This is a genomic window from Flavobacteriaceae bacterium HL-DH10, from assembly GCA_031826515.1.
Taxonomy (GTDB): domain Bacteria; phylum Bacteroidota; class Bacteroidia; order Flavobacteriales; family Flavobacteriaceae; genus Thalassobellus; species Thalassobellus suaedae.
Genome location: CP134536.1, coordinates 184011 through 205155, shown reverse-complemented (window position 1 = coordinate 205155; position 21145 = coordinate 184011). Strand labels below are relative to the sequence as shown.

Below are 21145 nucleotides of genomic sequence, written 5' to 3'. Positions count from 1 at the left end.
CTATGAAAGAGGAATCCACAAGTAAGTAATTGATTTTATAGACTTCTACCTTCACAGGAATAACATGTATATAGCAAATACCCGCGTTAGGGATTGCAGCGGCATCCTTTTGTTTTCTCTTAAATTATAAAGAACTTTATAAAATTAGTTTGCAACTTTATTATGGATTCCTTCCTGCGCAGGAAAGACAAAACAAAAGATATAGCGGAAAGCCCGACCCTCGTGGTAACGCCCAACAAAACCTACTTCTTCTTATTTCGTTTATTATAATTTTTATCGCCTCTTGTTTTAGGCTTTTTGTACTTCGCAGCAATTTTGAATTTATACGAACCACCTAAATTTTCTTTAGAATTCTTTTCAGATTTCTCATGAAAAGCAGGTCCTGGTGCATCTTCGTCTTTATTGCGTTTATTAGGATTGTTATGTTCCTTTATTACTGGACGTTCTTCTGGAATAAGTTCTGTAGATACTGTTACTTCTTCTGGTAATTCCATTAAAGGAATCTCCATATTCATTAAAGATTCAATATTTTCAATGGCATCTGCTTCCTTTTCGGTATTAAAAATAAGGGCTTCTCCTTTACGTTCGGCACGACCTGTTCTACCAATACGATGCATGTAGTTCTCTGGGTAAATAGGCGTATCGAAATTTATAACATGCGATACGTTATCAATATCCAAACCACGTGCCATAACATCGGTCGCTACTAAAATACGGTTGTCTCCGTTTCTAAATTGCTCGATACTTCGTAAACGGTAATTTTGTGTTTTATTTGAGTGAATGACGCATAACTCGTCATGAAAAATCTCATCGAGTTGATCAAATAATCGATCTGCCATTTTTTTAAACGCCACAAATATTAGAACCTTATTAAAGGTTTCGGTATCGTTTAGTAAATGGGTTAATAAATTTATTTTAGTATAAAAATTAGGAACCTTATAACGTGTTTGCGATATGTTATCTAACGGTGTTCCCGAAATAGCAATGGATACACGCTCCGGACTTTTAAAGAAATCGTTAATAAGCAAATCGACATCTTCGGTCATGGTTGCCGAAAACATAATGTTTTGTCTTTTCTCAGGAAGAATATCAAAAATATTAATCAGCTGATGTTTAAAACCTAAATCGAGCATCACATCAACTTCATCAATCACTAATTTTTGTATCGATTTTAATTGTAATACACGACTTAAAGCTAAATCATATAATCTACCAGGTGTTGCTACTAGAATATCAATACCAGCAGCAATGGCTTGTTTTTGCGTGTTAATATTCGTGCCTCCATATACACCTAATACCCGAGTATTGATATATTTTGACAGTTTCTCAATTTCATCAACCACCTGTACCACCAATTCGCGCGTTGGTACTAAAACCAAAATACGTGGGTTTTCTTGTGTTGAAAATTTTAAATTCTTTAAAATAGGCAACATATAGGCAAAGGTTTTACCTGTACCTGTTTGGGCAATACCAACCATATCTTTCCCCGAGCTCACCACATTAAAAGCTTCTGCTTGAATGGGAGTAGGGGTTTTAAAGCCTAAATCGTCTAAGGCGTTATATAATGGGGTATTTAAATTTAAATCTTGAAAGCTCACAGTTGTAATTTAGCATGCAAAGTTAAGCTTAAAATTTTATCTAAGCTAAACGACTGTTATGTATTTCAATACTGTAGCTTGCTTTAAAGGTCTTGTTGGCTGCAAGTTTTAAAACACCTTCTTTGGTTTTTAAATCTTGATTGGTGTCTTCGTTATCAGCAATACCTAACCAAGGTTCTATACAAACATAGTCACCTTCTGGTTTTGCCCAAATACCTAGATAATCAAAATCATGATAGTTAAAAGATAGAACTTCACCATGTATATTACTTTTTAAAATGACTTTTTTAGATTTTAAATCTTTAAAAATCAGTGCGTCTTCATTAAATAAGTCGTGCTTTAAAGGTAATATATTCGTATTATTAAAAACGGGTTTTGTTTTAGGTGAAATAAGACCATTTTCCATGTTGATGAGGTGTGTTTCTGCGTTTTCAGTATGTTCAAATTCTAAAACATAATCATCATATTTTTCATCGTTATAGATAGGGCATTTAAAAGCAGGATGGCCACCAACCGAGAAATACATGGTTTTGCTATCTGCATTTTTAATAGTGTGTGTTATTTCTATGGTAGAACCTGTAAGGGTATAAGTGATGTAAAATTCAAACTTAAACGGATATATTTTTAGCGTCCCTTCACTGTAAATTAATTTAAAGGTTAAGCTGTTTTCGGTTTGTTTGTGCAATTCAATATTGCTGTTGTTTCGTATCATACCATGTTTTGGTAAATGGTATTCAGTACCTTCAAAAATATAAGTATTGTTTTTTAAAGCACCAATAATAGGGAACAGGTTAGGGGCGTGGCTATCCCAAACATCAGGGTTCGCGTCCCACATAAATTCGGTGTGATGTTTTACCGAAGTAATTTTGCATAATTCGGCACCAATTTTTTTAACCGCAATCTTAAGTTTCTCGTTTTGTAAGGTGTACATGCTTTTAGATGTTTAAAGTACAAAAATCTTAATTTTTTAAGTATTCTACTTAACTTTGCTTAATAATCTTTTTTATTGAGAACAAAACAAATTTATAAATTTAAAGACTCGAAAATCTTTAAAAGTCAAATACTCATTTGGGCACAACAGTTTGATGATGTGGTGTGGTTAGATTCTAATAATTACGAGCAAGCTTATTCTAATTATGATGCAGTCTTAGCTGTTGATGCTTTTACTTGTATTCAAACAGATTATGTTCAGGGTTTTGAAAAATTAAAGGAATACCAAACACTTGTAAACGATTGGATTTTTGGATACTTAACGTACGATTTAAAAAATGATGTTGAAGCTTTAAAATCGAGTAATTTTGATGGTTTAGAATTTCCAGATTTATACTTTTTTCAGCCTAAAAAGTTGTTTTTTTTTAAAGATAATCAAGTTGAAATTCAATACTTAAATTGTGTTGATGATGAGATTGAAGACGATTTAGAAGCAATTCAAAATTTAGATGATAGTCACCTTGAGCACAGTCGAAAGGTTTCAGAAAATCAAATCAAAATAAAACTTCGCATCCACAAAGATGAATACTTCGAGAGAATAAATAATATGCTCGATCACATACATCGTGGCGATATTTATGAAGCTAATTTTTGTCAAGAGTTTTATGCTGAAAATACCACGATTCATCCGTTAGAAACCTATAATAAACTCAATGCGATTTCAAATCCGCCTTTTGCAACGTTTTTAAAATGTCAAGATAAATATTTGTTATCGGCATCACCTGAACGTTATTTGAAAAAGGAAGGAACATCTCTAATTTCACAGCCTATAAAAGGTACTGCAAAACGCGCGTTAAATATTGATGAAGATATTAGATTAAAGCAAGATTTATCAGAAAACGAAAAAGAGCGAAGTGAAAACATCATGATTGTAGATTTGGTACGTAACGATTTATCTAAAACAGCTATAAAAGGCAGCGTGAAAGTAGAAGAGTTGTGCCAGATTTACACGTTCGATCAGGTGCATCAAATGATTTCTACGGTAACATCACAAGTTGAACCGTCAACACATCCCATAGATATTATAAAAAGTACCTTCCCTATGGGAAGTATGACAGGAGCTCCTAAAATTTCTGCGATGAAAATTATTGAAGATTTAGAAGAAACCAAACGCGGACTTTACTCTGGTGCAGTAGGCTATTTTTCGCCCATAGGTGATTTCGATTTTAATGTGGTTATACGTAGTATTTTATATAACGACACCAAAAAGTATGTCTCTTATTCCGTTGGTGGTGCTATTACAGCAAAAAGTGACCCGCTAAAAGAATATGAGGAATGTTTGGTTAAAGCCAAAGCGATGCGAATGGTTTTAGAGAACTAATATTAATCAATATGTTCTTTAAATTTTTCTTTTACTTCATTAAAAATAAATTCCACGCGTTTTACTTCAATAGATTTAACTTTTGATATTTCTTCAAAGCTTAATTTTCCAAAAACTAACAAATCAATAATATTAGATACGTTTAATGGTAACCAACTATATAAACTGCCTAATTTTTTTTTCGAATTGTTAAGAGAAATTTCTTCAATATCAAATGCGTTTAAAATAGAAGTATCATTGTCGTCATATAAAAACAAGTGTTTGTGTTTATGGTCTTGTTTATATGAAATATCATTTAAATCTTCATTCATTACAAAATCCATATCGGCATCTACGGTATATTTTTCTTCTAAATCATCTAATTCTTCTTTTAAGATTGAATTCGTGCTAATCGTGTTTTTATGAAATGCTTCTTTTTTAAAAAGCGTGTTTAAATCGGTGTCAACAATTCTAAAAAGGCTAAGTTTTATGGTTGAAGCATCGCTATCAATATTATATCCGTTTTCGTAGTATTTAGCAATAGCCTCGTCAATGATACCATGAGACGTATACATGTTTTTAGGAATAATTCCAGTAGATTCTGCAATGTATAGTCTATGTTTAACATAGGTTTGTATGTGTTGTGTTGCTGAAATTACGCGTTTATCAAAAGCTGCCTTCGTCGTTTTATCATTTATTTTATCTAATGAGCACATAACCGTAGTATTTAAAATTTACTCATAAAAGATACTTCATTTTTTGATTAAAATTGATGATTTATGTCATTTTATATTAACAATTTCCGATTAAATTAAAAACGCAAAGTTGTATATTTGAACCATGTTTGAACAATTTGAGCAACATTTAGAATCTCGTTTACCTTTCCTGAAAAACAGTAAACTACTAATTGCCATTTCTGGAGGAATAGATAGTGTTGTATTAGCACATTTATGTCATAAATCAGGTTTGAATATAGCCTTAGCACATTGCAATTTTAATTTAAGAGGCGATGAAAGTGACGCCGATGAAGATTTTGTTTTACAATTGGCAGACAATCTAGATTTAGAAGTATTTATTGAAAGTTTTGATACTAATGAATATGCTAAGAAACATAAGGTTTCCATACAAATGGCAGCGAGAGAATTGCGCTATAATTGGTTTGAAGCATTAGCAGAACAGCTGAATTTTGATTATGTTTTAACTGCACATCATGCCGATGATAATTTAGAAACTTTTCTAATTAATTTATCAAGAGGTACGGGATTAGATGGTTTAATAGGAATTCCAGAGGTTAATAATCATTTTGTGAGACCTCTTTTGCCATTTTCTAGCAACGACATTGAAACTTACGCCAAAACGAACAACTTAAAGTGGCGAGACGATAGCAGTAATGCCTCTACTAAATATTTACGTAATAAATTAAGACATGATGTGATTCCTGTTTTAAAGGAGATAAATTCGAGTTTATTGCAAAATTTTCAAAATACGATTAGTAACTTAAATGATACGGCAGATATTATTGAAGACCGTATAGATGATGTTTTTAATAAAGCTGTTGAAACTATAGACAATAATCAAATTGTATTTAAGATTTTAGAATTTAAAAAGTTGAATAACCCGAAAGCTTATTTGTTCGAAATATTCAAGGATTACGGATTTACAGAATGGGATGATGTTGTAAACCTTTTAGACGCACAATCTGGCAAGCAAGTATTGTCCTCAACACACCGTTTAATAAAAGATAGAGAACATATCTTGTTAAGTGAGCTTTTTGTAGAAGCAAGCGAAAGCATTATTATTGCTGAGGCCGATAAACAAGTAGTAACACCTTTAGGTATTTTGATGTTTGATGAAGTAGATGCAATTTTCGGAAAACAAACGAATATTATTCATGTTGATAAAGAAACTTTGAAGTTTCCATTACTGTTAAGAAAGTGGCAAGAAGGCGATGTGTTTTATCCGCTAGGAATGTCAGGAAAAAAGAAGCTGAGTAAATATTTTAAAGACGAAAAATTATCACTTTTAGATAAAGAAAACACCTGGTTATTATGTTCTGGAAACGATATTGTTTGGGTAGTAAATAAAAGGGCCGATAGCAGGTTTCGAGTAACAGAAAAGACGAAACAAATATTAAAAATTGAATTAAATTAAGCAGTCATGCTGAGCGCAGTCGAAGCATCTCATAAATTTAAAATAGAATTTAAATAATTTTGTCATTCCTGCGCAGGCAGGAACCCATAATACATATGAAATTACAAGGAAACATAGTCGATATAGAAAACAAACGTATTTTCAAAGGAGAAATCACTTTTAAGGATGGCAAAATCTTATCTATTATTGAAAAAGCCCATAGTGTTGAAACTTATATACTACCTGGTTTTGTAGATGCACATATTCATATAGAAAGCTCTATGTTGGTGCCTAGTGAATTTGCTCGATTAGCAGTCACTCATGGCACTGTAGCAACTGTTTCAGATCCACATGAAATAGCCAATGTTTTAGGTGTTGAAGGCGTTGAGTTTATGATTGAAAACGGACAGCAAGTACCGTTTAAATTCAATTTTGGAGCACCATCGTGTGTGCCTGCAACCACTTTCGAATCGGCGGGCGCGGTTATAGATTCAGATGCTATTAAAAGGCTTTTAGAAAATCCAGATATTAAGTATTTAGCAGAAATGATGAATTACCCAGGCGTGTTGTTTGATGATGCTGAGGTCATGAAAAAAATAGTATGGGCAAAACATTATAACAAACCAGTTGATGGGCATGCACCAGGTTTAAGAGGTGATGAGGTTACAAAATATATCCATGCGGGAATTTCTACAGATCATGAGTGTTTTACTTATGATGAAGCTTTAGAAAAGCTTCAAAAAGGCATGAAAATTTTAATTCGTGAAGGTAGTGCTGCTAAGAACTTTGAAGCCCTTATAGATTTAGCTTCAGAGCATTTTGAAAACATGATGTTTTGTAGTGATGATAAGCATCCGGATGATTTAATACTAAATCATATTAATAAACTTTGTGCACGAGCGGTAGCAAAAGGAATTGATGTTTTTAAAGTGCTGCAAATGGCGTGTGTTAATCCTGTAAAACATTATAATTTAGAGGTTGGTTTATTAGAAATTGGAGATTTTGCTGATTGTATTGTTGTTGAAGATTTAGTCAATTTTAAAACCCTACAAACCTATATAAATGGCACATTGGTTTGTAATGAAGGTGTTTCATTAATAAAACCAGTTGCGTTTAAAATTTTGAATAATTTTAACTGTAGTAAAAAAGAGGTTTCAGATTTTAAATTAGAGTCTTCAGTCAAAAAAATACGCGTTATAGAAGCTTTAGAAGGTCAGTTAGTAACTAACGAACTCATAGAAGAAGCTTTAATTGTAAACGGTAATTTGGTTTCAAATATTGAAAAAGATGTTTTAAAAATGACCGTGGTTAACCGTTACAATAATGATAAACCAGCCCTAGCATTTATTAAAAATTTCGGATTGAGAGAAGGTGCTATAGCGTCTTCTGTTGGTCATGATTCTCATAATATCATTGCTGTAGGTGTTAGTGACGAAGCTATTTGTAAAGCGGTTAATTTACTTATTAAAAATAAAGGCGGTATTTGTGCTGTGTCCAATTCTGAAGAAAAAATCATTTCATTACCAGTTGCTGGAATTATGAGTGATAAAGATGGGAAAACAGTAGGTGAAGATTATGCGAAACTCGACAACATGGCGAAACAATTAGGGAGCACTTTACATGCGCCTTACATGACATTATCTTTTATGGCTTTGTTGGTAATTCCATCATTAAAATTAAGTGATAAAGGCTTGTTTAACGGAAAAGATTTTAAATTTACACCTTTAGAGGTTTAAAAAAAAAACACTAAAAACTGAAGACTAAAATATGCCAATAATAAATTCGACTTACAAACCTTCATTTCTTTTTAAAAACGGATTTGTCTCTACAGTTTACTCGGGTTTAGTTCGGCGTGTAAAACTTAAACAGAATCGGGAACGTATCAATTTAAAAGATGGCGATTTTTTAGATTTAGATTGGAGTTTTTCCACTGAGAAATCAAATAAACTTGTTTTATGTTTTCACGGATTAGAAGGTCATGGACAACGCCCCTATGTCACTGGTTTAGCGAAGTTATTTAATAGTGATGGTATTGATGCTATTTGTGTGAATTTTAGAGGCTGTAGTGGTGAAGATAATTTAAAGTACAGAAGTTATCATTCTGGTGCTACTGATGATTTGGAAGACATTATAGAACATGTTTTGGCTTTAAAGAAATATACAAACATTTATTTATACGGTATTAGCTTAGGAGCTAATGTGATATTAAAATATTTGGGAGAACGTGATGACGTTCCAAATGAAATAAAAGCAGGCATTGCTATTTCTGTGCCAGCAGATTTAATGGGTTCTTGTAACGAACTTCATAAGCCAAAAAACAGATTGTATTCCAATCGGTTCTTGAATCATTTAACGAAAAGGCTCGTTAATAAGCTTGTTAAATTTCCAGAAGATTTATCAAGAGAAGAATTTTGCACGATTAAAACACTTATAGATTTTGATGATGTTTACACATCTAAAGCACATGGTTTTAGAGATGCTTTAGATTATTATGTGAAAAGCAGTTGTCTTCAGTTTTTACCAAACATAAAAACCCCATCATTAATTATTAATGCGCTTAACGATTCGTTTTTATCTCCAGAATGTTATCCTGTAAAAGAGGCAAAAGAAAACCCGCACCTATATTTAGAAATGCCACAATTTGGTGGTCATGTTGGTTTTATTGGGAAAAAGAATATTTATTATAATGAAAAACGCGCTTTAGAGTTTGTAAAAGATATATTTTAGTTGAAGTCATGTCGATATTTGGCACGATTGAGACATGACATAAAGTTGTGAATATTAAATATAAAACGCAGACGTGTGCTTAATATCCTTTAAAACAAAGGTGCTATTTAGCACGCCTATATTTTCAATTTTAGAAAGTTTATACTTTACAAAATTATGATAGCTTTCTAAATCCTTGGTGTTTATTTTTAAAATAAAATCGACTTGACCTGCCATGTGATAACACTCTTGAACTTCTTTTAAATTCTGAATTTGTTCTTCAAACTTTTCAATGAATGCTTCGTTATGGTACCGCATAGAAACTTGGCAAATGGTTGTAACAGATCTGTCAATGAGTTTTTTGTCAAGTATCGCAACGTATTTTTTTATAAACCCTTGTTTTTCAAGACGACGGATGCGCTCGTAAACAGGTGAAGGTGTTAAGTTTAAAATATTTGCAATTTCTTTTGCGGTTTTTTTAGAATCGTTTTGTAAAATTCTGAGTATCGTTATATCTGTTTCATCTAAATTTTCCATAATAAGTGAAATAAAAATTATTGCAAAGTTTAATTTATTTATGTTTAAAAAGTTAATATAGCTGTTTATTTTTAATATTGCAGCTTTTATTTTCTAATTAGGGTGCTTTTTTGTATATTAAAACTTCTTATATGTAATTTTGTTAGTAAATAACACTTTTATTATGAGCGCTAAAATTTTAATAACTGGAGCAAATGGTCAATTAGGATGTGTTCTTACAGAGACACTTCAAGGCAGATACGGACTTGAAAATGTGATAGCATCCGATTTAAGAGAAAAGGAAAACATTCGTGGAATATTTGAAGTTATTGATGCTACTGATTATGACAGAATTCAGCATGTAGTTACACAGTATAAAATCACTCAAATTTATCATTTAGCAGCTATTCTTTCTGCAAAAGGAGAAGCAAATCCATTACAAACATGGGATATAAACACAAAAACTTTTTTAAATGTTCTTGAAATATCTAGGCTTAATGGTATAGAAAAAGTGTTTTATCCAAGCTCCATAGCTGTTTTTGGAGATGCTGCTCTTAAAAATAACACGCCAAATGATGCGTATTTAAATCCATCTACGGCATATGGAATTAGTAAGGTTGATGGAGAAAATTGGTCACAATATTATTTTCTTAAATATGGATTAGATGTAAGGTCTATTCGTTATCCTGGAGTTATAGGCTATCAATCATTACCAGGAGGTGGTACAACCGATTATGCGGTAGATATTTATCATAAAGCGGTTTTAAAAGAACCTTTTACTTGCTTTTTAAATGAAGATACGACTTTGCCCATGATATATATGGATGATGTTATTAGAGCAACTGTAGAACTCATGGAAGCGCCTTCTGAAAAAATAAAAATAAGAACGTCTTATAATATTGCAGGTGTTAGTTTTTCACCTAAAGAAATTGCTTCAGAAATATCTAAAGTATTTCCTAATTTCACAATAGAATATAAACCAGATTTTAGAGAAGATATTGCAAAGCGTTGGTCTAAATCAATTGATGATTCTCAAGCAAAGGCAGATTGGGGTTGGAAACCTAATTATAATTTAGAAGCCATTACAAAAGCTATGATAAGTGCGTTAAATGATTATTATAAAGAAGCAGTTTAAGTTTCACTAAAGTTAAAATATAAAATTATGTATTCAAGTATAAAAGATGATTTGCAAAACGAGTTAAACGAAATTAAAGCGGCTGGTTTATATAAAGAGGAGCGTATTATAATAACACCCCAAGGTGCAGAGATAAGTACAACAGCTTCAAAAAACGTGTTAAATTTTTGTGCTAATAATTATTTAGGTTTATCATCTCATCCAGATGTTATCGAAGCTAGTAAAAAAGCTATTGATACGCATGGTTTCGGATTATCCTCTGTTCGTTTTATTTGTGGTACTCAAGATATTCATAAAGCGTTAGAGCAGAAAACAGCTGATTTTTTAGGAATGGAAGATTGTATTTTATATGCTGCTGCTTTTGATGCTAACGGAGGTGTTTTTGAACCTATTTTAGGGGCCAACGATGCTATCATTTCAGATGCTTTAAATCATGCGTCAATAATCGATGGGATTAGATTATGTAAAGCGGGGCGTTTTAGATATAATCATAATGATATGGCAGATTTAGAATCGCAATTAATTAAAGCTAAAGGTGCTCGTAGAAAATTAATTGTGACCGATGGTTCTTTTTCTATGGACGGTACTATTGCGCAGCTCGACAAAATTTGTGACCTAGCCGATAAATATGATGCCATGGTAATGATTGACGACTGCCATTCCACGGGATTTATTGGTGCTACTGGTCGTGGTACACATGAATACCGAAATGTAATGGATAGGGTTGATATTATTACAGGAACTTACGGAAAAGCGTTAGGTGGTGCGTCTGGTGGTTTTACTGCTGCTAGAAAAGAAATAGTAGATATGTTAAGACAGCGTTCTAGACCTTATTTGTTTTCAAACACGCTAGCGCCATCAGTAGTTGGAGCTTCAATTAAAGTTTTAGATTTACTTAGCGAGTCAACCCATTTACGTGATAAATTAGCTGAAAACACGAATTATTTTAGAACCGAAATTGTAGCAGCTGGGTTTAATATTATTTCAGGAGATCATCCTATAGTACCTATAATGTTGGGAGATGCTAAATTGGCTCAAGAATTTGCTTCAAAATTATTGTTAGAAGGTATTTATGTAATAGGCTTCTTTTATCCAGTTGTACCAAAGGGTAAAGCCAGAATACGTGTTCAAATATCGGCAGCTCATAACCGTCATGATTTAGAAAAAGCTATTGAAGCTTTTGTAAAAGTAGGTAAAGATTTGGGAGTGGTTTCATAAGCTTAATAATGTCCTTTTTTGATAAAAGTATTTTCATAATTCTATGTTAAAAGGTTTTACGCAATAATTTCTAGCTTCTTTTTTTTGTATTTTAGAAAGGTTAAATTCTAATTAACCGCTTCTAAATACGACAACTATGCCAACATTCAACTTAAAAATTAATGATAAAATCTATACTGTCGAGGCAGATATGGATACCCCTTTATTGTGGGTTTTGAGAGATCAATTAAATTTATTGGGAACCAAATACGGCTGTGGTTTAGGCCAGTGTGGAGCGTGTACTATTCATGTAGAAGGTGTTGCAACACGCAGTTGTTTACTTCAAGTATCTCAAGCTTCAGGAATGAACATTACAACTATAGAAGGTCTTTCAGAAAAAGGAGATCATCCTGTTCAAAAAGCATGGATTGAGCATGATGTTCCTCAATGTGGTTATTGTCAAGCAGGTCAAATTATGTCGGCAGTATCATTATTGAAAAACAATCCAAATCCTTCTGATAAGGATATAGATGCAGCAATGAACGGAAATATTTGTCGATGTGGCACTTATATAAGAATTAAACAAGCCATTAAAACAGCTTCTAAACTTTAAATTCAGGAATCATGACAAAAATAAAAACACAATATAATCGTCGTTCATTTCTGAAAATATCTGCAGCAGCAGGAGGCGGAATGCTTATCGGGTTTAGTTGGTTAACAGGATGTGTTTCAGAGTCTAATTCTGAAACGATTGCAGTTCCAAACGAATGGTTTGATATTAATGGTTATATCAAGATTGGAGATACAGGTCTGGTTACAATATATTCACCCAATCCAGAGATTGGTCAGAATGTAAAAACTTCAATGCCTATGATTGTGGCTGAAGAATTGGATGTCGATTGGAAACAGGTTGTAGTAGAACAAGCACCTTTGAATACAGGTTTCTACCAAAATCAATTTGCTGGAGGAAGTTTATCCATTCGGTTAAGTTGGAATGCATTGAGAATGGCAGGTGCAACTGGAAGAAGAATGTTATTAGAAGCTGCAGCTAAAGAATGGAGCGTAAATGTTTCAGATTTAACGGTAAATAAAGGCATTATTAAAGAAAGTAATGGAGAGCGAAGCATCTCTTATGGTGAAATAGCATCAAAAGCTGTAGGTATTGTAATTCCTGAAGAGGTTGAGTTAAAAGAGCCTAAAGATTTTAAATTGATTTCAACAAGCGTAAAAAATGTTGATGGAAAAAAAATAGTTACCGGAAAACCTTTATTCGGCTTGGATTTCACAAGGGAGGGTATGCAATTTGCTATGATTCAACATCCGCCTGCTTTTGGTATGAAACTAAAAGATTTCAATGAAGAAGAAATAAAAGGGATGTCAGGCGTAACAGATGCATTCATTATAGATATCTCTATTCCTGAATCTGGTATGTTTGACGAAAAAGGCTTTTTACAATTAATAGCTATCGTTGGAGAATCGACTTGGCAATTAATGAAAGCTAAAAAATCGATAAAGGCTAATTGGGAAGTTGTTAGTGAATTAGAGGATTCTAAATCGCATATAAATAGCATGGAAAATGCCTTAGTTTCGGGGAAAGTTACACAAAGTAGAACCGATGGTGATGTGGATACTGCATTTATGAATGCAGCTAAAGTCATTGAACGAACTTATACAGCGCCTTTTATAGCCCATAATACTATGGAGCCTATGAATTTCTTTGCAAATGTTACTGAAAATGCGGCGGAATTAATAGGTCCTACACAAACCCCAGATGCTCTTGAGAAATCAGTTGCTAAATTAATAAATATACCACCCGAAAATATTACGGTTAATATGACTAGAATAGGTGGAGGTTTTGGAAGAAGACTTTATGTGCATTTTGGTCTCGAAGCAGCAGCCATTTCTAAAAAAATAGGAGGACCAGTTAAGTTGATTTATACAAGAGAAGATGATATGAGCCAAGGTACTTATAGACCAGCATATCAATCTAGGTATAAAGCAGGTTTAGATGAAAATAATAATCTAATTGCTTTTTCAGTAAGAGGTACAGGATTGCCAGAAAGTCCAGTATTCCCTAATCGTTTCCCTGCTGGAGCTGTTGAAAATTATTCTGCTGAAAAAATTGGTGGAAAAACGAATATTACCACTGGTGCTTGGCGAGCACCAAGTTCGAATTTTACTGCTGGAGCAGAACAATCATTTCTTGATGAAGTAGCCGAATTAGCTGGAAAAGACCCTATAGATTTTCGTTTAGAACTGTTTGATCGTGCCACCAATAACCCTATTGGAGAAAAAAATGATTATGAAGCTGAGCGTTATGCAGGGGTGCTGAAATTGGTAAAAGAGAAATCTAATTGGGGAGAATCAACACCAGGAGTGTATCGTGGTGTGGCAGCATATTTTTGTCATTCAACCTATGTCGCAGAAGTTTTTGATATGGTCGTTGAAGATGGACAACCAAAAGTGAAAAAGGTATGGTGTGCTGTTGATTGTGGTATAGTTGTGAACCCAGATGCTGCCAAAAATATGATTCAAGGTGGTGTTATAGATGGTGTCGGACATGCCATGTATAGTCAGTTAACTTTTGAAAATGGTGCTGCTAATGAAATGAATTTCGATAGATATCAATTAATTCGTCATGCACAAGTACCACAAGATATAGAGGTTTTCTTTGTTAAAAGCGAGATAGCTCCAACGGGCTTAGGAGAACCAGGACTACCACCAGCTATTGGGGCTTTAGCTAATGCTTTATATAAAGTAACAGGTACTAGATACTATAAGCAACCTTTTGTTTCAAAACAGTCAGTTGTTAGTTAAACTTATAAATGTATAATTAAGCTTTCTTGTTTATTTGGTTTACAATACTTTAAATAAGTCTTTTTTAAAATTTTTGCATGACACACGAATTTAAAAAAATAGTTGAAGACGCTTTAATAGCTAATAATAATGGCGTAAAAACAGTATTAGCTTCGGTTGTTGCTTTAGATGGGTCTTCGTATAGAAGACCAGGTGTAAGAATGCTTGTTTTAGAAAACGGAAACATGGTTGGAGCGGTTAGTGGAGGCTGTGTTGAAAAAGAAATTTTATTACAAGCTGAAACCGTTTTTAAGACCAATGTATCAAAAATAATGACATATGATGGTCGGTATCGTTTAGGATGTGAAGGTGTTTTATATATTTTACTTGAACGCTTTAATCCAGACGATAAATTTATAGATAGATTTTCTAAAAGTTTAAAAAATAGAAATACTTTCGAAATAACGTCTTATTTTATCAAAAAGGTAGGTGTTTGGGCAGGAATTGGCTCTCACGTAAAAATTGATGATGAGGTCTTTTCAATTTCCGGACGTAGCAATAAAAAAGATACTTCGCTTTCAGTTTTTAAACAAAACATGCCACCATGCTTCAAATTAGTTATTATCGGTGCAGAACATGATGCGGTTCAACTTTGTAAATATGCTGCATTAACAGGTTGGGAAGTGGTTATTGTTTCAGGAACTTCAGAATCGAAATCAATACAAAATTTCCCTGGTGCTCATGAGTTTTTTGCTGTTTCGGCTGAACAAATGAGTGTGACACTTATAGATCATCAAACGGCTATGGTGTTAATGACTCATAATTTTGCAAATGATTTAAGGTATTTAGTCGCTTTAAAAAATACGAACCCATCATACATTGGTCTTTTAGGTCCTGCACGAAGAAGAGAGGATTTGTTGTCTCAGTTTATCGAATATTGTCCAGATATAAGTCATGAGTTTTTAGATATTATCCATGGACCAGCCGGTATTAATATAGGTTCAGAAACACCTCAAGAAATAGCAATTTCTATTATGGCTGAAATTTTAGCTGTTACTAGAAATCAGGAACTTATGTCGCTTAGCCAAAAAAGAGGACGTATTCATATTGAAGATTAATGTCGAAAATCCCAATAATTATTTTAGCAGCTGGTGCTTCCTCAAGAATGGGAAGTGCTAAGCAATTACTTAATTGGGGAGGTAAAACCTTAATAGAACATACGTTGCAAACAGCATTAAATACTGTTTCAAATGATGTTATTGTTGTTTTGGGTGCTAATTATGAGCTAATAAAAAAAAAGATTACAGCATTATCTATAACTATTTTACATAATCAAGAATGGGAGCAAGGTCTTGGTAAATCTATTGCTAGTGGTGTTAATTATATCATGGAATTTAATCCACATGCAGATGGGGTACTTATTATTTTAGCAGATCAGCCTTTAATTGATTCAGCATACTTAAATGAATTAATTCAGGTTTTTAATCCATCTAAAAATCAAATTATCGCAACTTCGTATAAAAATGACACCTATGGCGTGCCTGCTCTTTTTGATAAAGGATACTTTAAAGAATTATCTAAATTAAAAAATGATAAAGGAGCTAAACATCTTTTAACTCAAAATGAATCTTTTGTAAAAACTTTAGTTCTTCCTATAAAAAATGTAGATTTAGACTCGAAAGAAGATTACGATATGTTATATCAAGCAAACTTTAAAAAATAGGATGAGTTTACCTCCAGAAGATAAAGCAAAAACACCTGAAAACTTCACAACATTAAAAATAACAAAACCACATAAAAATAGTGTTGGTTTTGGAGGAATTAAAGCGGCAGTAAGTCAAGTGATAAAATACATGAATCCTGCTGATGCCTTAAAATTATCACTTAAAATAAATCAAAAAGGAGGTTTTGATTGTCCTGGTTGTGCATGGCCAGATCCAGACGATGAACGCTCTAAATTAGGGGAGTATTGTGAAAATGGTATGAAAGCTATTGCTGAAGAAGCTCAAAATAAAACGATTGGAGCCGATTTTTTTGCTCAGCATAGTGTTGATGAATTAGCGAGTTGGTCAGATTTTGAAATTGGTAAATCCGGACGTCTTGCAGAACCCATGTTTTTGCCAGAAGGGGCCACACATTATCAACCTATTTCTTGGCTAGATGCTTTTGAGAAAGTGGGTAAGCATTTAAATGCTTTAGATAATCCAGATGAAGCCGTTTTTTATACATCTGGTAGAACGACAAACGAAGCAGCATTTTTATACCAGTTATTTGTTAGAGAATATGGTACGGCTAATTTGCCTGATTGCTCAAATATGTGTCATGAGGCGAGTGGTAGTGCGTTATCTGAAACTTTAGGGATAGGAAAAGGTTCTGTTACTTTAAATGATTTGTATAAGGCGGAATTAGTGATGGTTATTGGACAAAATCCAGGAACTAATCATCCAAGGATGCTAACAGCTTTAGAAAAGTGTAAAAATAATGGCGGAAAAATAATAGCGATTAATCCATTGCCAGAAGCGGGTTTATTAAAATTTACCGACCCTCAAAGTCCTATGAAACTATTAACGGGTGGAACTCAAATAGCCGATGTGTTTGTGCCTATAACTATTAATGGAGATGTAGCTTTTATGAAAGCTATTTTGCTTAAATTATTAGAAAAAGAAGAGGAAACAGGAGGTGTTTTTGATAAAGATTTTATTAATGTATATACACATGGATATGATGCTTTTATTGCGGATTTAAAAACTTATGATTTTGAAGATTGTTTACAGGCATCGGGTGTTACTCAAGCTGTTTTTGACGAGGCGTTTGATTTAATTCTGAATAAAAATAAGATTATTATTTGTTGGGCAATGGGTTTAACTCAGCATGAAAATGCAGTCGATAATATTCGAGAATTAGTAAACCTTTTACTATTAAAAGGAAGTATTGGTAAAGAAGGTGCTGGAACTTGTCCGGTTCGTGGGCATTCCAATGTTCAAGGTGATAGAACAGTAGGTATTTGGGAATCGTCACCACAAGCATTTTTAGATAAAATTGAAGCTAAGTATGGATTTAAGCCAACCATAAAGCATGGGTATTCTGTTATTGATGCTATAAAAGCTATGTACGAGAAAAAGGCAAAAGTCTTTTTTGGGTTGGGTGGAAATTTTATTTCGGCAGTGCCAGATACAGGATATGCAGCACAAGCTATAGCTAATTGTAACTTAACGGTGCATGTAAGTACAAAACTAAATCGTTCACATGTAGTTACTGGAAATGAAGCCTTGATTTTTCCTTGTTTAGGGCGCACAGAAAAAGATTATCAAAAAACAGGACTGCAAATTCAAAGTGTTGAGAATTCTATGGGTGTTGTCTCTTCTACTAAAGGTGTTTTAGAGCCTTGTTCGAATAAATTGTTAAGTGAAGTGGCTGTAGTTTGTGGTATAGCAAATGCAACTTTAAAGACGTATTCTAAGATTAACTGGCTACAATATAAAGATGATTATAATTTAGTTCGAGATGATATTGCTGAGGTTGTTGATGGATTTGATGATTATAATAAAAGAATAAAAAATCCGTCAGGATTTTATTTACCTAATGGCGCACGGAAAAGGAAATTCAAAACAAAAACGGAGAAAGCCAATTTTTCAATCAATAAACTTCCTTCTTGGAAGCTGAAAGATGACGAATTAATTATGATGACCATACGTAGTCACGATCAATTTAACACCACTATTTATGGTTTAAATGATAGATATCGAGGTGTTTTTAATGAAAGACGCATCGTTTTTATGAATCGAGACGATATAAAACTACGTAATTTAAAGGAGCAACAAGTTGTAAATTTAAAGTCGGAATTCAATGGTATTATTAGAGTTGCTAATAATTTTAAAGTGGTAGGCTACGATATTCCAAAAAACTGTTGTGCTACCTATTTCCCAGAAACTAATGTGCTTGTGCCACTAGATAGTTTTGCGCATACTGCTAAAACACCAGCATCTAAGAGTGTTATTGTTACTATTAGTACTACTTAGTTTTTCTTTATTTATGGTATTTATTACTGTTCTTTTTTGTTTAATATTGAATTTAGATAGTCTGAATTTGCGAAATCTACAATAATCGTATTGCAACATAAAAATAATTAATCTACGTATATAAAATTAAGTATTTATACTTATTTTTGCTTCAAAATACGTAGATATGAAAAAAATTCTTGTCATAGGTAATGGAATGGTTGGGTATAAATTTTGTGAAAAGTTTGTAGCCGAATCAACTAGTAGTCAATATAAAGTGACGGTTTTTGGTGAGGAGCCAAGACCTGCTTACGATCGTGTTCATTTAAGTGAATTCTTTGAAAATCAAGATGCAGTAGCTTTAGAAATGGCTCCAAGATCTTGGTATGAAGATCATGGTATTGAATTAATAACCAATGTACGTATAACAGATATTCATCGCTCTTCAAAAACAATTACAACATCTACAGAAGATGAATATACCTATGATTATTTGGTATTAGCAACAGGGTCTTCGCCTTTTGTTCCTAATATTAAAGGTGTAGAAAAAGAAGGTGTTTTTGTATACAGAACGATTGAAGATCTAGAAGGTATGCTAGCTTATGCTGCAAAACTTAAAGCGAAAAACCCCAATGCCAAAGCAGCTGTTTTGGGTGGCGGTTTATTAGGTTTAGAAGCAGGTAAAGCCGTTATGGATATGGGGTTAGAGCCTCATATTGTTGAGTTTGCTCCTAAATTAATGCCAAGACAATTAGATTCAAGAAGTAGCCAAGTATTGCAATTAAAATTAGAATCTATTGGATTAAATATTCATTTAAGTAAAGCAACAAACCAAATTTTAGGAGATGATGCAATTACAGCTATGGAGTTTGGAGAAGATGATGTTTTAGAAGTTGATATGCTAATTGTTTCAGCAGGAATTCGTCCAAGAGATGAGTTGGGAAAAACTTGCGATTTAGAAATGGGCGTTCGTGGAGGAATTGTTGTCAATAATAAAATGCAAACATCAGATCCAGAGATTTATGCCATTGGAGAAGTTGCTTTGTACAATCAAATGATATATGGGTTAGTGGCTCCTGGTTATGACATGGCTGGTGTTGCAGTAAACCAAATTTTAGGTAACGAAGCAGTGATTATGCCTGGTGATATTGATATGTCAACAAAATTAAAGTTAATTGGTGTAGATGTTGCTAGTTTTGGCGAGCCTTTTATGCCTGCTTCAAAAGGACATTCTGTTATTTTTGAAGATAAAACAAAGCATTTGTACAAGCGTATTAATGTGAGTCTTGATGGAAAATCGTTGCTAGGTGGTATTTTAGTTGGTGATGCATCCGATTATAATATGTTGCACCAAATATATTTAAATGGCATGGCAATTCCTGAGAATCCTGCTGAGTTAATTTTACCAGCAAGTGAAGGCGGTTCTTCATTTGGTAGTGCTTTAGATTTGCCAGATACCGCTCAAGTATGTTCGTGCGAAAGTGTTACTAAAGGCGATATATGTTGTTCTATTACCGATGGTGAGAGTCAAAATTTTGGTGATGTTGTAACTAAAACTAAAGCAACAACTGGGTGTGGAGGCTGTAAACCTATGGTAGCCGATTTGGTAAATGAAACATTAAAATCTTTAGGTAAAGAGGTTAAAGAAACTATTTGTGAGCACTTTAACTTTAACAGACAAGAGTTGTACGATCTTATAAAAGTCAACCAGGTAAAAGATTACGATGAAACGTTAAACTTATTTGGAGAAGGTCATGGTTGCGAAACCTGTAAACCTTTAGTGGCTTCTATTTTTGCCAGTATTACTATGGAAACCCCTAATCGTCAAGTAGGTATTCAAGATACAAACGATCGTTTTTTAGCAAACATTCAACGTAACGGCACCTATTCTGTGGTTCCAAGAATTCCAGGCGGAGAAATTACCCCCGATAAATTAATTGTGATTGGTGAGGTTGCGAAAAAGTATGATTTGTATACTAAAATTACTGGTGGTCAACGTATCGATTTATTTGGAGCACAATTACACGAGTTGCCATTAATTTGGAAAGATTTAATCGATGCTGGTTTTGAAAGTGGACACGCTTATGGTAAGTCCTTACGAACGGTTAAAAGTTGTGTAGGTTCTACATGGTGTCGTTACGGCATGCACGAAAGCGTCACTTTTGCTATAGAGATTGAAAATAGATATAGAGGTTTGCGCTCGCCACACAAATTAAAAGGAGGTGTTTCAGGATGTATTAGAGAATGTGCAGAAGCCAGAGGTAAAGATTTTGGATTAATTGCTGTTGATGGTGGATGGAATTTATATGTATGTGGAAATGGTGGAGCTACACCAAAGCATGCTGTTCTTTTTGCAGAACAATTAGATGATGAAACGGCTGTTAAATATTTAGATCGATTTTTAATGTTTTACATCAGAACTGCTGGTCCTTTAGTAAGAACAGCGCCTTGGTTAGATAAATTAGAAGGCGGTATTGAGTATTTAAAACAAGTTGTTATTGAAGATTCTTTAGGAATTGCTGAAGATTTAGATGCCGAAATGCAAGGACTTGTTAATAAATATGAATGTGAGTGGAAACAAGCCATTGAAGATCCAAATATGGCAAAACGTTTCAAGCATTTTGTTAATTCTGATGATACAGATGATAACTTAGTGTTTGTGCCAATGAGAGACCAAAAAATGCCGAAGGCTTGGTCGTAATTAGTTAAAAGTGAAAAATTAAAAGTGAAAAGTTATATAGTTTACGGATAAGGTTTTGACTGCTAACTGAAGACTGAA

The 21145-nt window shown here is 33.4% G+C and carries 16 protein-coding genes; 12 read left to right on the top strand and 4 right to left on the bottom strand.

Annotated elements, in window-relative coordinates:
* Positions 1 to 242: 242 nt before the first annotated feature.
* Positions 243 to 1598, bottom strand: coding sequence for a DEAD/DEAH box helicase (locus RHP49_00780; protein WNH12808.1), 1356 nt, complete (start codon positions 1596 to 1598; stop codon positions 243 to 245).
* 40 nt (positions 1599 to 1638) lie between these two features.
* Positions 1639 to 2529 carry an aldose 1-epimerase family protein gene (locus tag RHP49_00775; GenBank protein ID WNH12807.1) on the bottom strand — a complete coding sequence of 297 codons (891 nt, stop codon included), beginning with the start codon at positions 2527 to 2529 and terminating at the stop codon, positions 1639 to 1641.
* 75 nt (positions 2530 to 2604) lie between these two features.
* Here RHP49_00775 and pabB point away from each other — a divergent pair, with 75 nt between their 5' ends.
* A complete protein-coding gene (pabB, locus tag RHP49_00770) occupies positions 2605 to 3909 on the top strand; it encodes an aminodeoxychorismate synthase component I (protein ID WNH12806.1) in 1305 nt (434 codons plus the stop codon).
* 2 nt (positions 3910 to 3911) lie between these two features.
* Here pabB and RHP49_00765 read toward each other — a convergent pair whose 3' ends face one another.
* A complete protein-coding gene (locus RHP49_00765; GenBank protein ID WNH12805.1) occupies positions 3912 to 4604 on the bottom strand; it encodes a hypothetical protein in 693 nt (230 codons plus the stop codon).
* 124 nt (positions 4605 to 4728) lie between these two features.
* On the opposite strand from RHP49_00765, the gene tilS reads away from it, so the two are divergent.
* The 3 genes from tilS to RHP49_00750 all read left to right on the top strand — a co-directional run bounded on the left by tilS (position 4729) and on the right by RHP49_00750 (position 8745).
* Positions 4729 to 6039 (top strand): tRNA lysidine(34) synthetase TilS, encoded by a 1311-nt coding sequence (gene tilS / locus RHP49_00760; protein WNH12804.1) that lies wholly within the window; start codon positions 4729 to 4731, stop codon positions 6037 to 6039.
* A gap of 95 nt (positions 6040 to 6134) precedes the next feature.
* Positions 6135 to 7754 (top strand): adenine deaminase, encoded by a 1620-nt coding sequence (gene ade, locus RHP49_00755; GenBank protein ID WNH12803.1) that lies wholly within the window; start codon positions 6135 to 6137, stop codon positions 7752 to 7754.
* A gap of 31 nt (positions 7755 to 7785) precedes the next feature.
* Entirely contained in the window at positions 7786 to 8745 is a 960-nt protein-coding gene (locus RHP49_00750; protein WNH12802.1) for an alpha/beta fold hydrolase, read from the top strand.
* 54 nt (positions 8746 to 8799) lie between these two features.
* Here RHP49_00750 and RHP49_00745 read toward each other — a convergent pair whose 3' ends face one another.
* Positions 8800 to 9261, bottom strand: coding sequence for an Lrp/AsnC family transcriptional regulator (locus RHP49_00745; GenBank protein ID WNH12801.1), 462 nt, complete (start codon positions 9259 to 9261; stop codon positions 8800 to 8802).
* A 163-nt stretch (positions 9262 to 9424) separates the two neighbouring features.
* On the opposite strand from RHP49_00745, the gene RHP49_00740 reads away from it, so the two are divergent.
* The 8 genes from RHP49_00740 (at position 9425) to nirB (ending at position 21067) form a co-directional block, all read left to right on the top strand.
* Positions 9425 to 10375, top strand: a complete 951-nt coding sequence (locus tag RHP49_00740) for an NAD-dependent epimerase/dehydratase family protein (protein WNH12800.1) — start codon at positions 9425 to 9427, stop codon at positions 10373 to 10375.
* A 27-nt stretch (positions 10376 to 10402) separates the two neighbouring features.
* Positions 10403 to 11593: a glycine C-acetyltransferase gene (gene kbl / locus RHP49_00735; GenBank protein ID WNH12799.1), complete on the top strand. Its 1191-nt coding sequence runs from the start codon at positions 10403 to 10405 to the stop codon at positions 11591 to 11593.
* 136 nt (positions 11594 to 11729) lie between these two features.
* Entirely contained in the window at positions 11730 to 12185 is a 456-nt protein-coding gene (locus tag RHP49_00730) for a (2Fe-2S)-binding protein (protein ID WNH12798.1), read from the top strand.
* Positions 12186 to 12196: 11 nt separating this feature from the next.
* Positions 12197 to 14389: a molybdopterin-dependent oxidoreductase gene (locus tag RHP49_00725; GenBank protein WNH12797.1), complete on the top strand. Its 2193-nt coding sequence runs from the start codon at positions 12197 to 12199 to the stop codon at positions 14387 to 14389.
* 77 nt (positions 14390 to 14466) lie between these two features.
* Positions 14467 to 15486, top strand: a complete 1020-nt coding sequence (locus RHP49_00720; GenBank protein ID WNH12796.1) for an XdhC family protein — start codon at positions 14467 to 14469, stop codon at positions 15484 to 15486.
* The gene (locus RHP49_00715) at positions 15486 to 16091 is read left to right on the top strand and encodes a nucleotidyltransferase family protein (protein WNH12795.1); all 606 of its coding nucleotides are present in this window, start codon (positions 15486 to 15488) and stop codon (positions 16089 to 16091) included. Before RHP49_00720 ends, RHP49_00715 begins: the two co-directional genes overlap by 1 nt.
* A 1-nt stretch (position 16092) precedes the next feature.
* The gene (locus RHP49_00710) at positions 16093 to 18387 is read left to right on the top strand and encodes an FdhF/YdeP family oxidoreductase (GenBank protein ID WNH12794.1); all 2295 of its coding nucleotides are present in this window, start codon (positions 16093 to 16095) and stop codon (positions 18385 to 18387) included.
* Positions 18388 to 18553: 166 nt separating this feature from the next.
* Positions 18554 to 21067: a nitrite reductase large subunit NirB gene (nirB, locus tag RHP49_00705; GenBank protein WNH12793.1), complete on the top strand. Its 2514-nt coding sequence runs from the start codon at positions 18554 to 18556 to the stop codon at positions 21065 to 21067.
* The last annotated feature ends 78 nt before the right edge of the window (positions 21068 to 21145 follow it).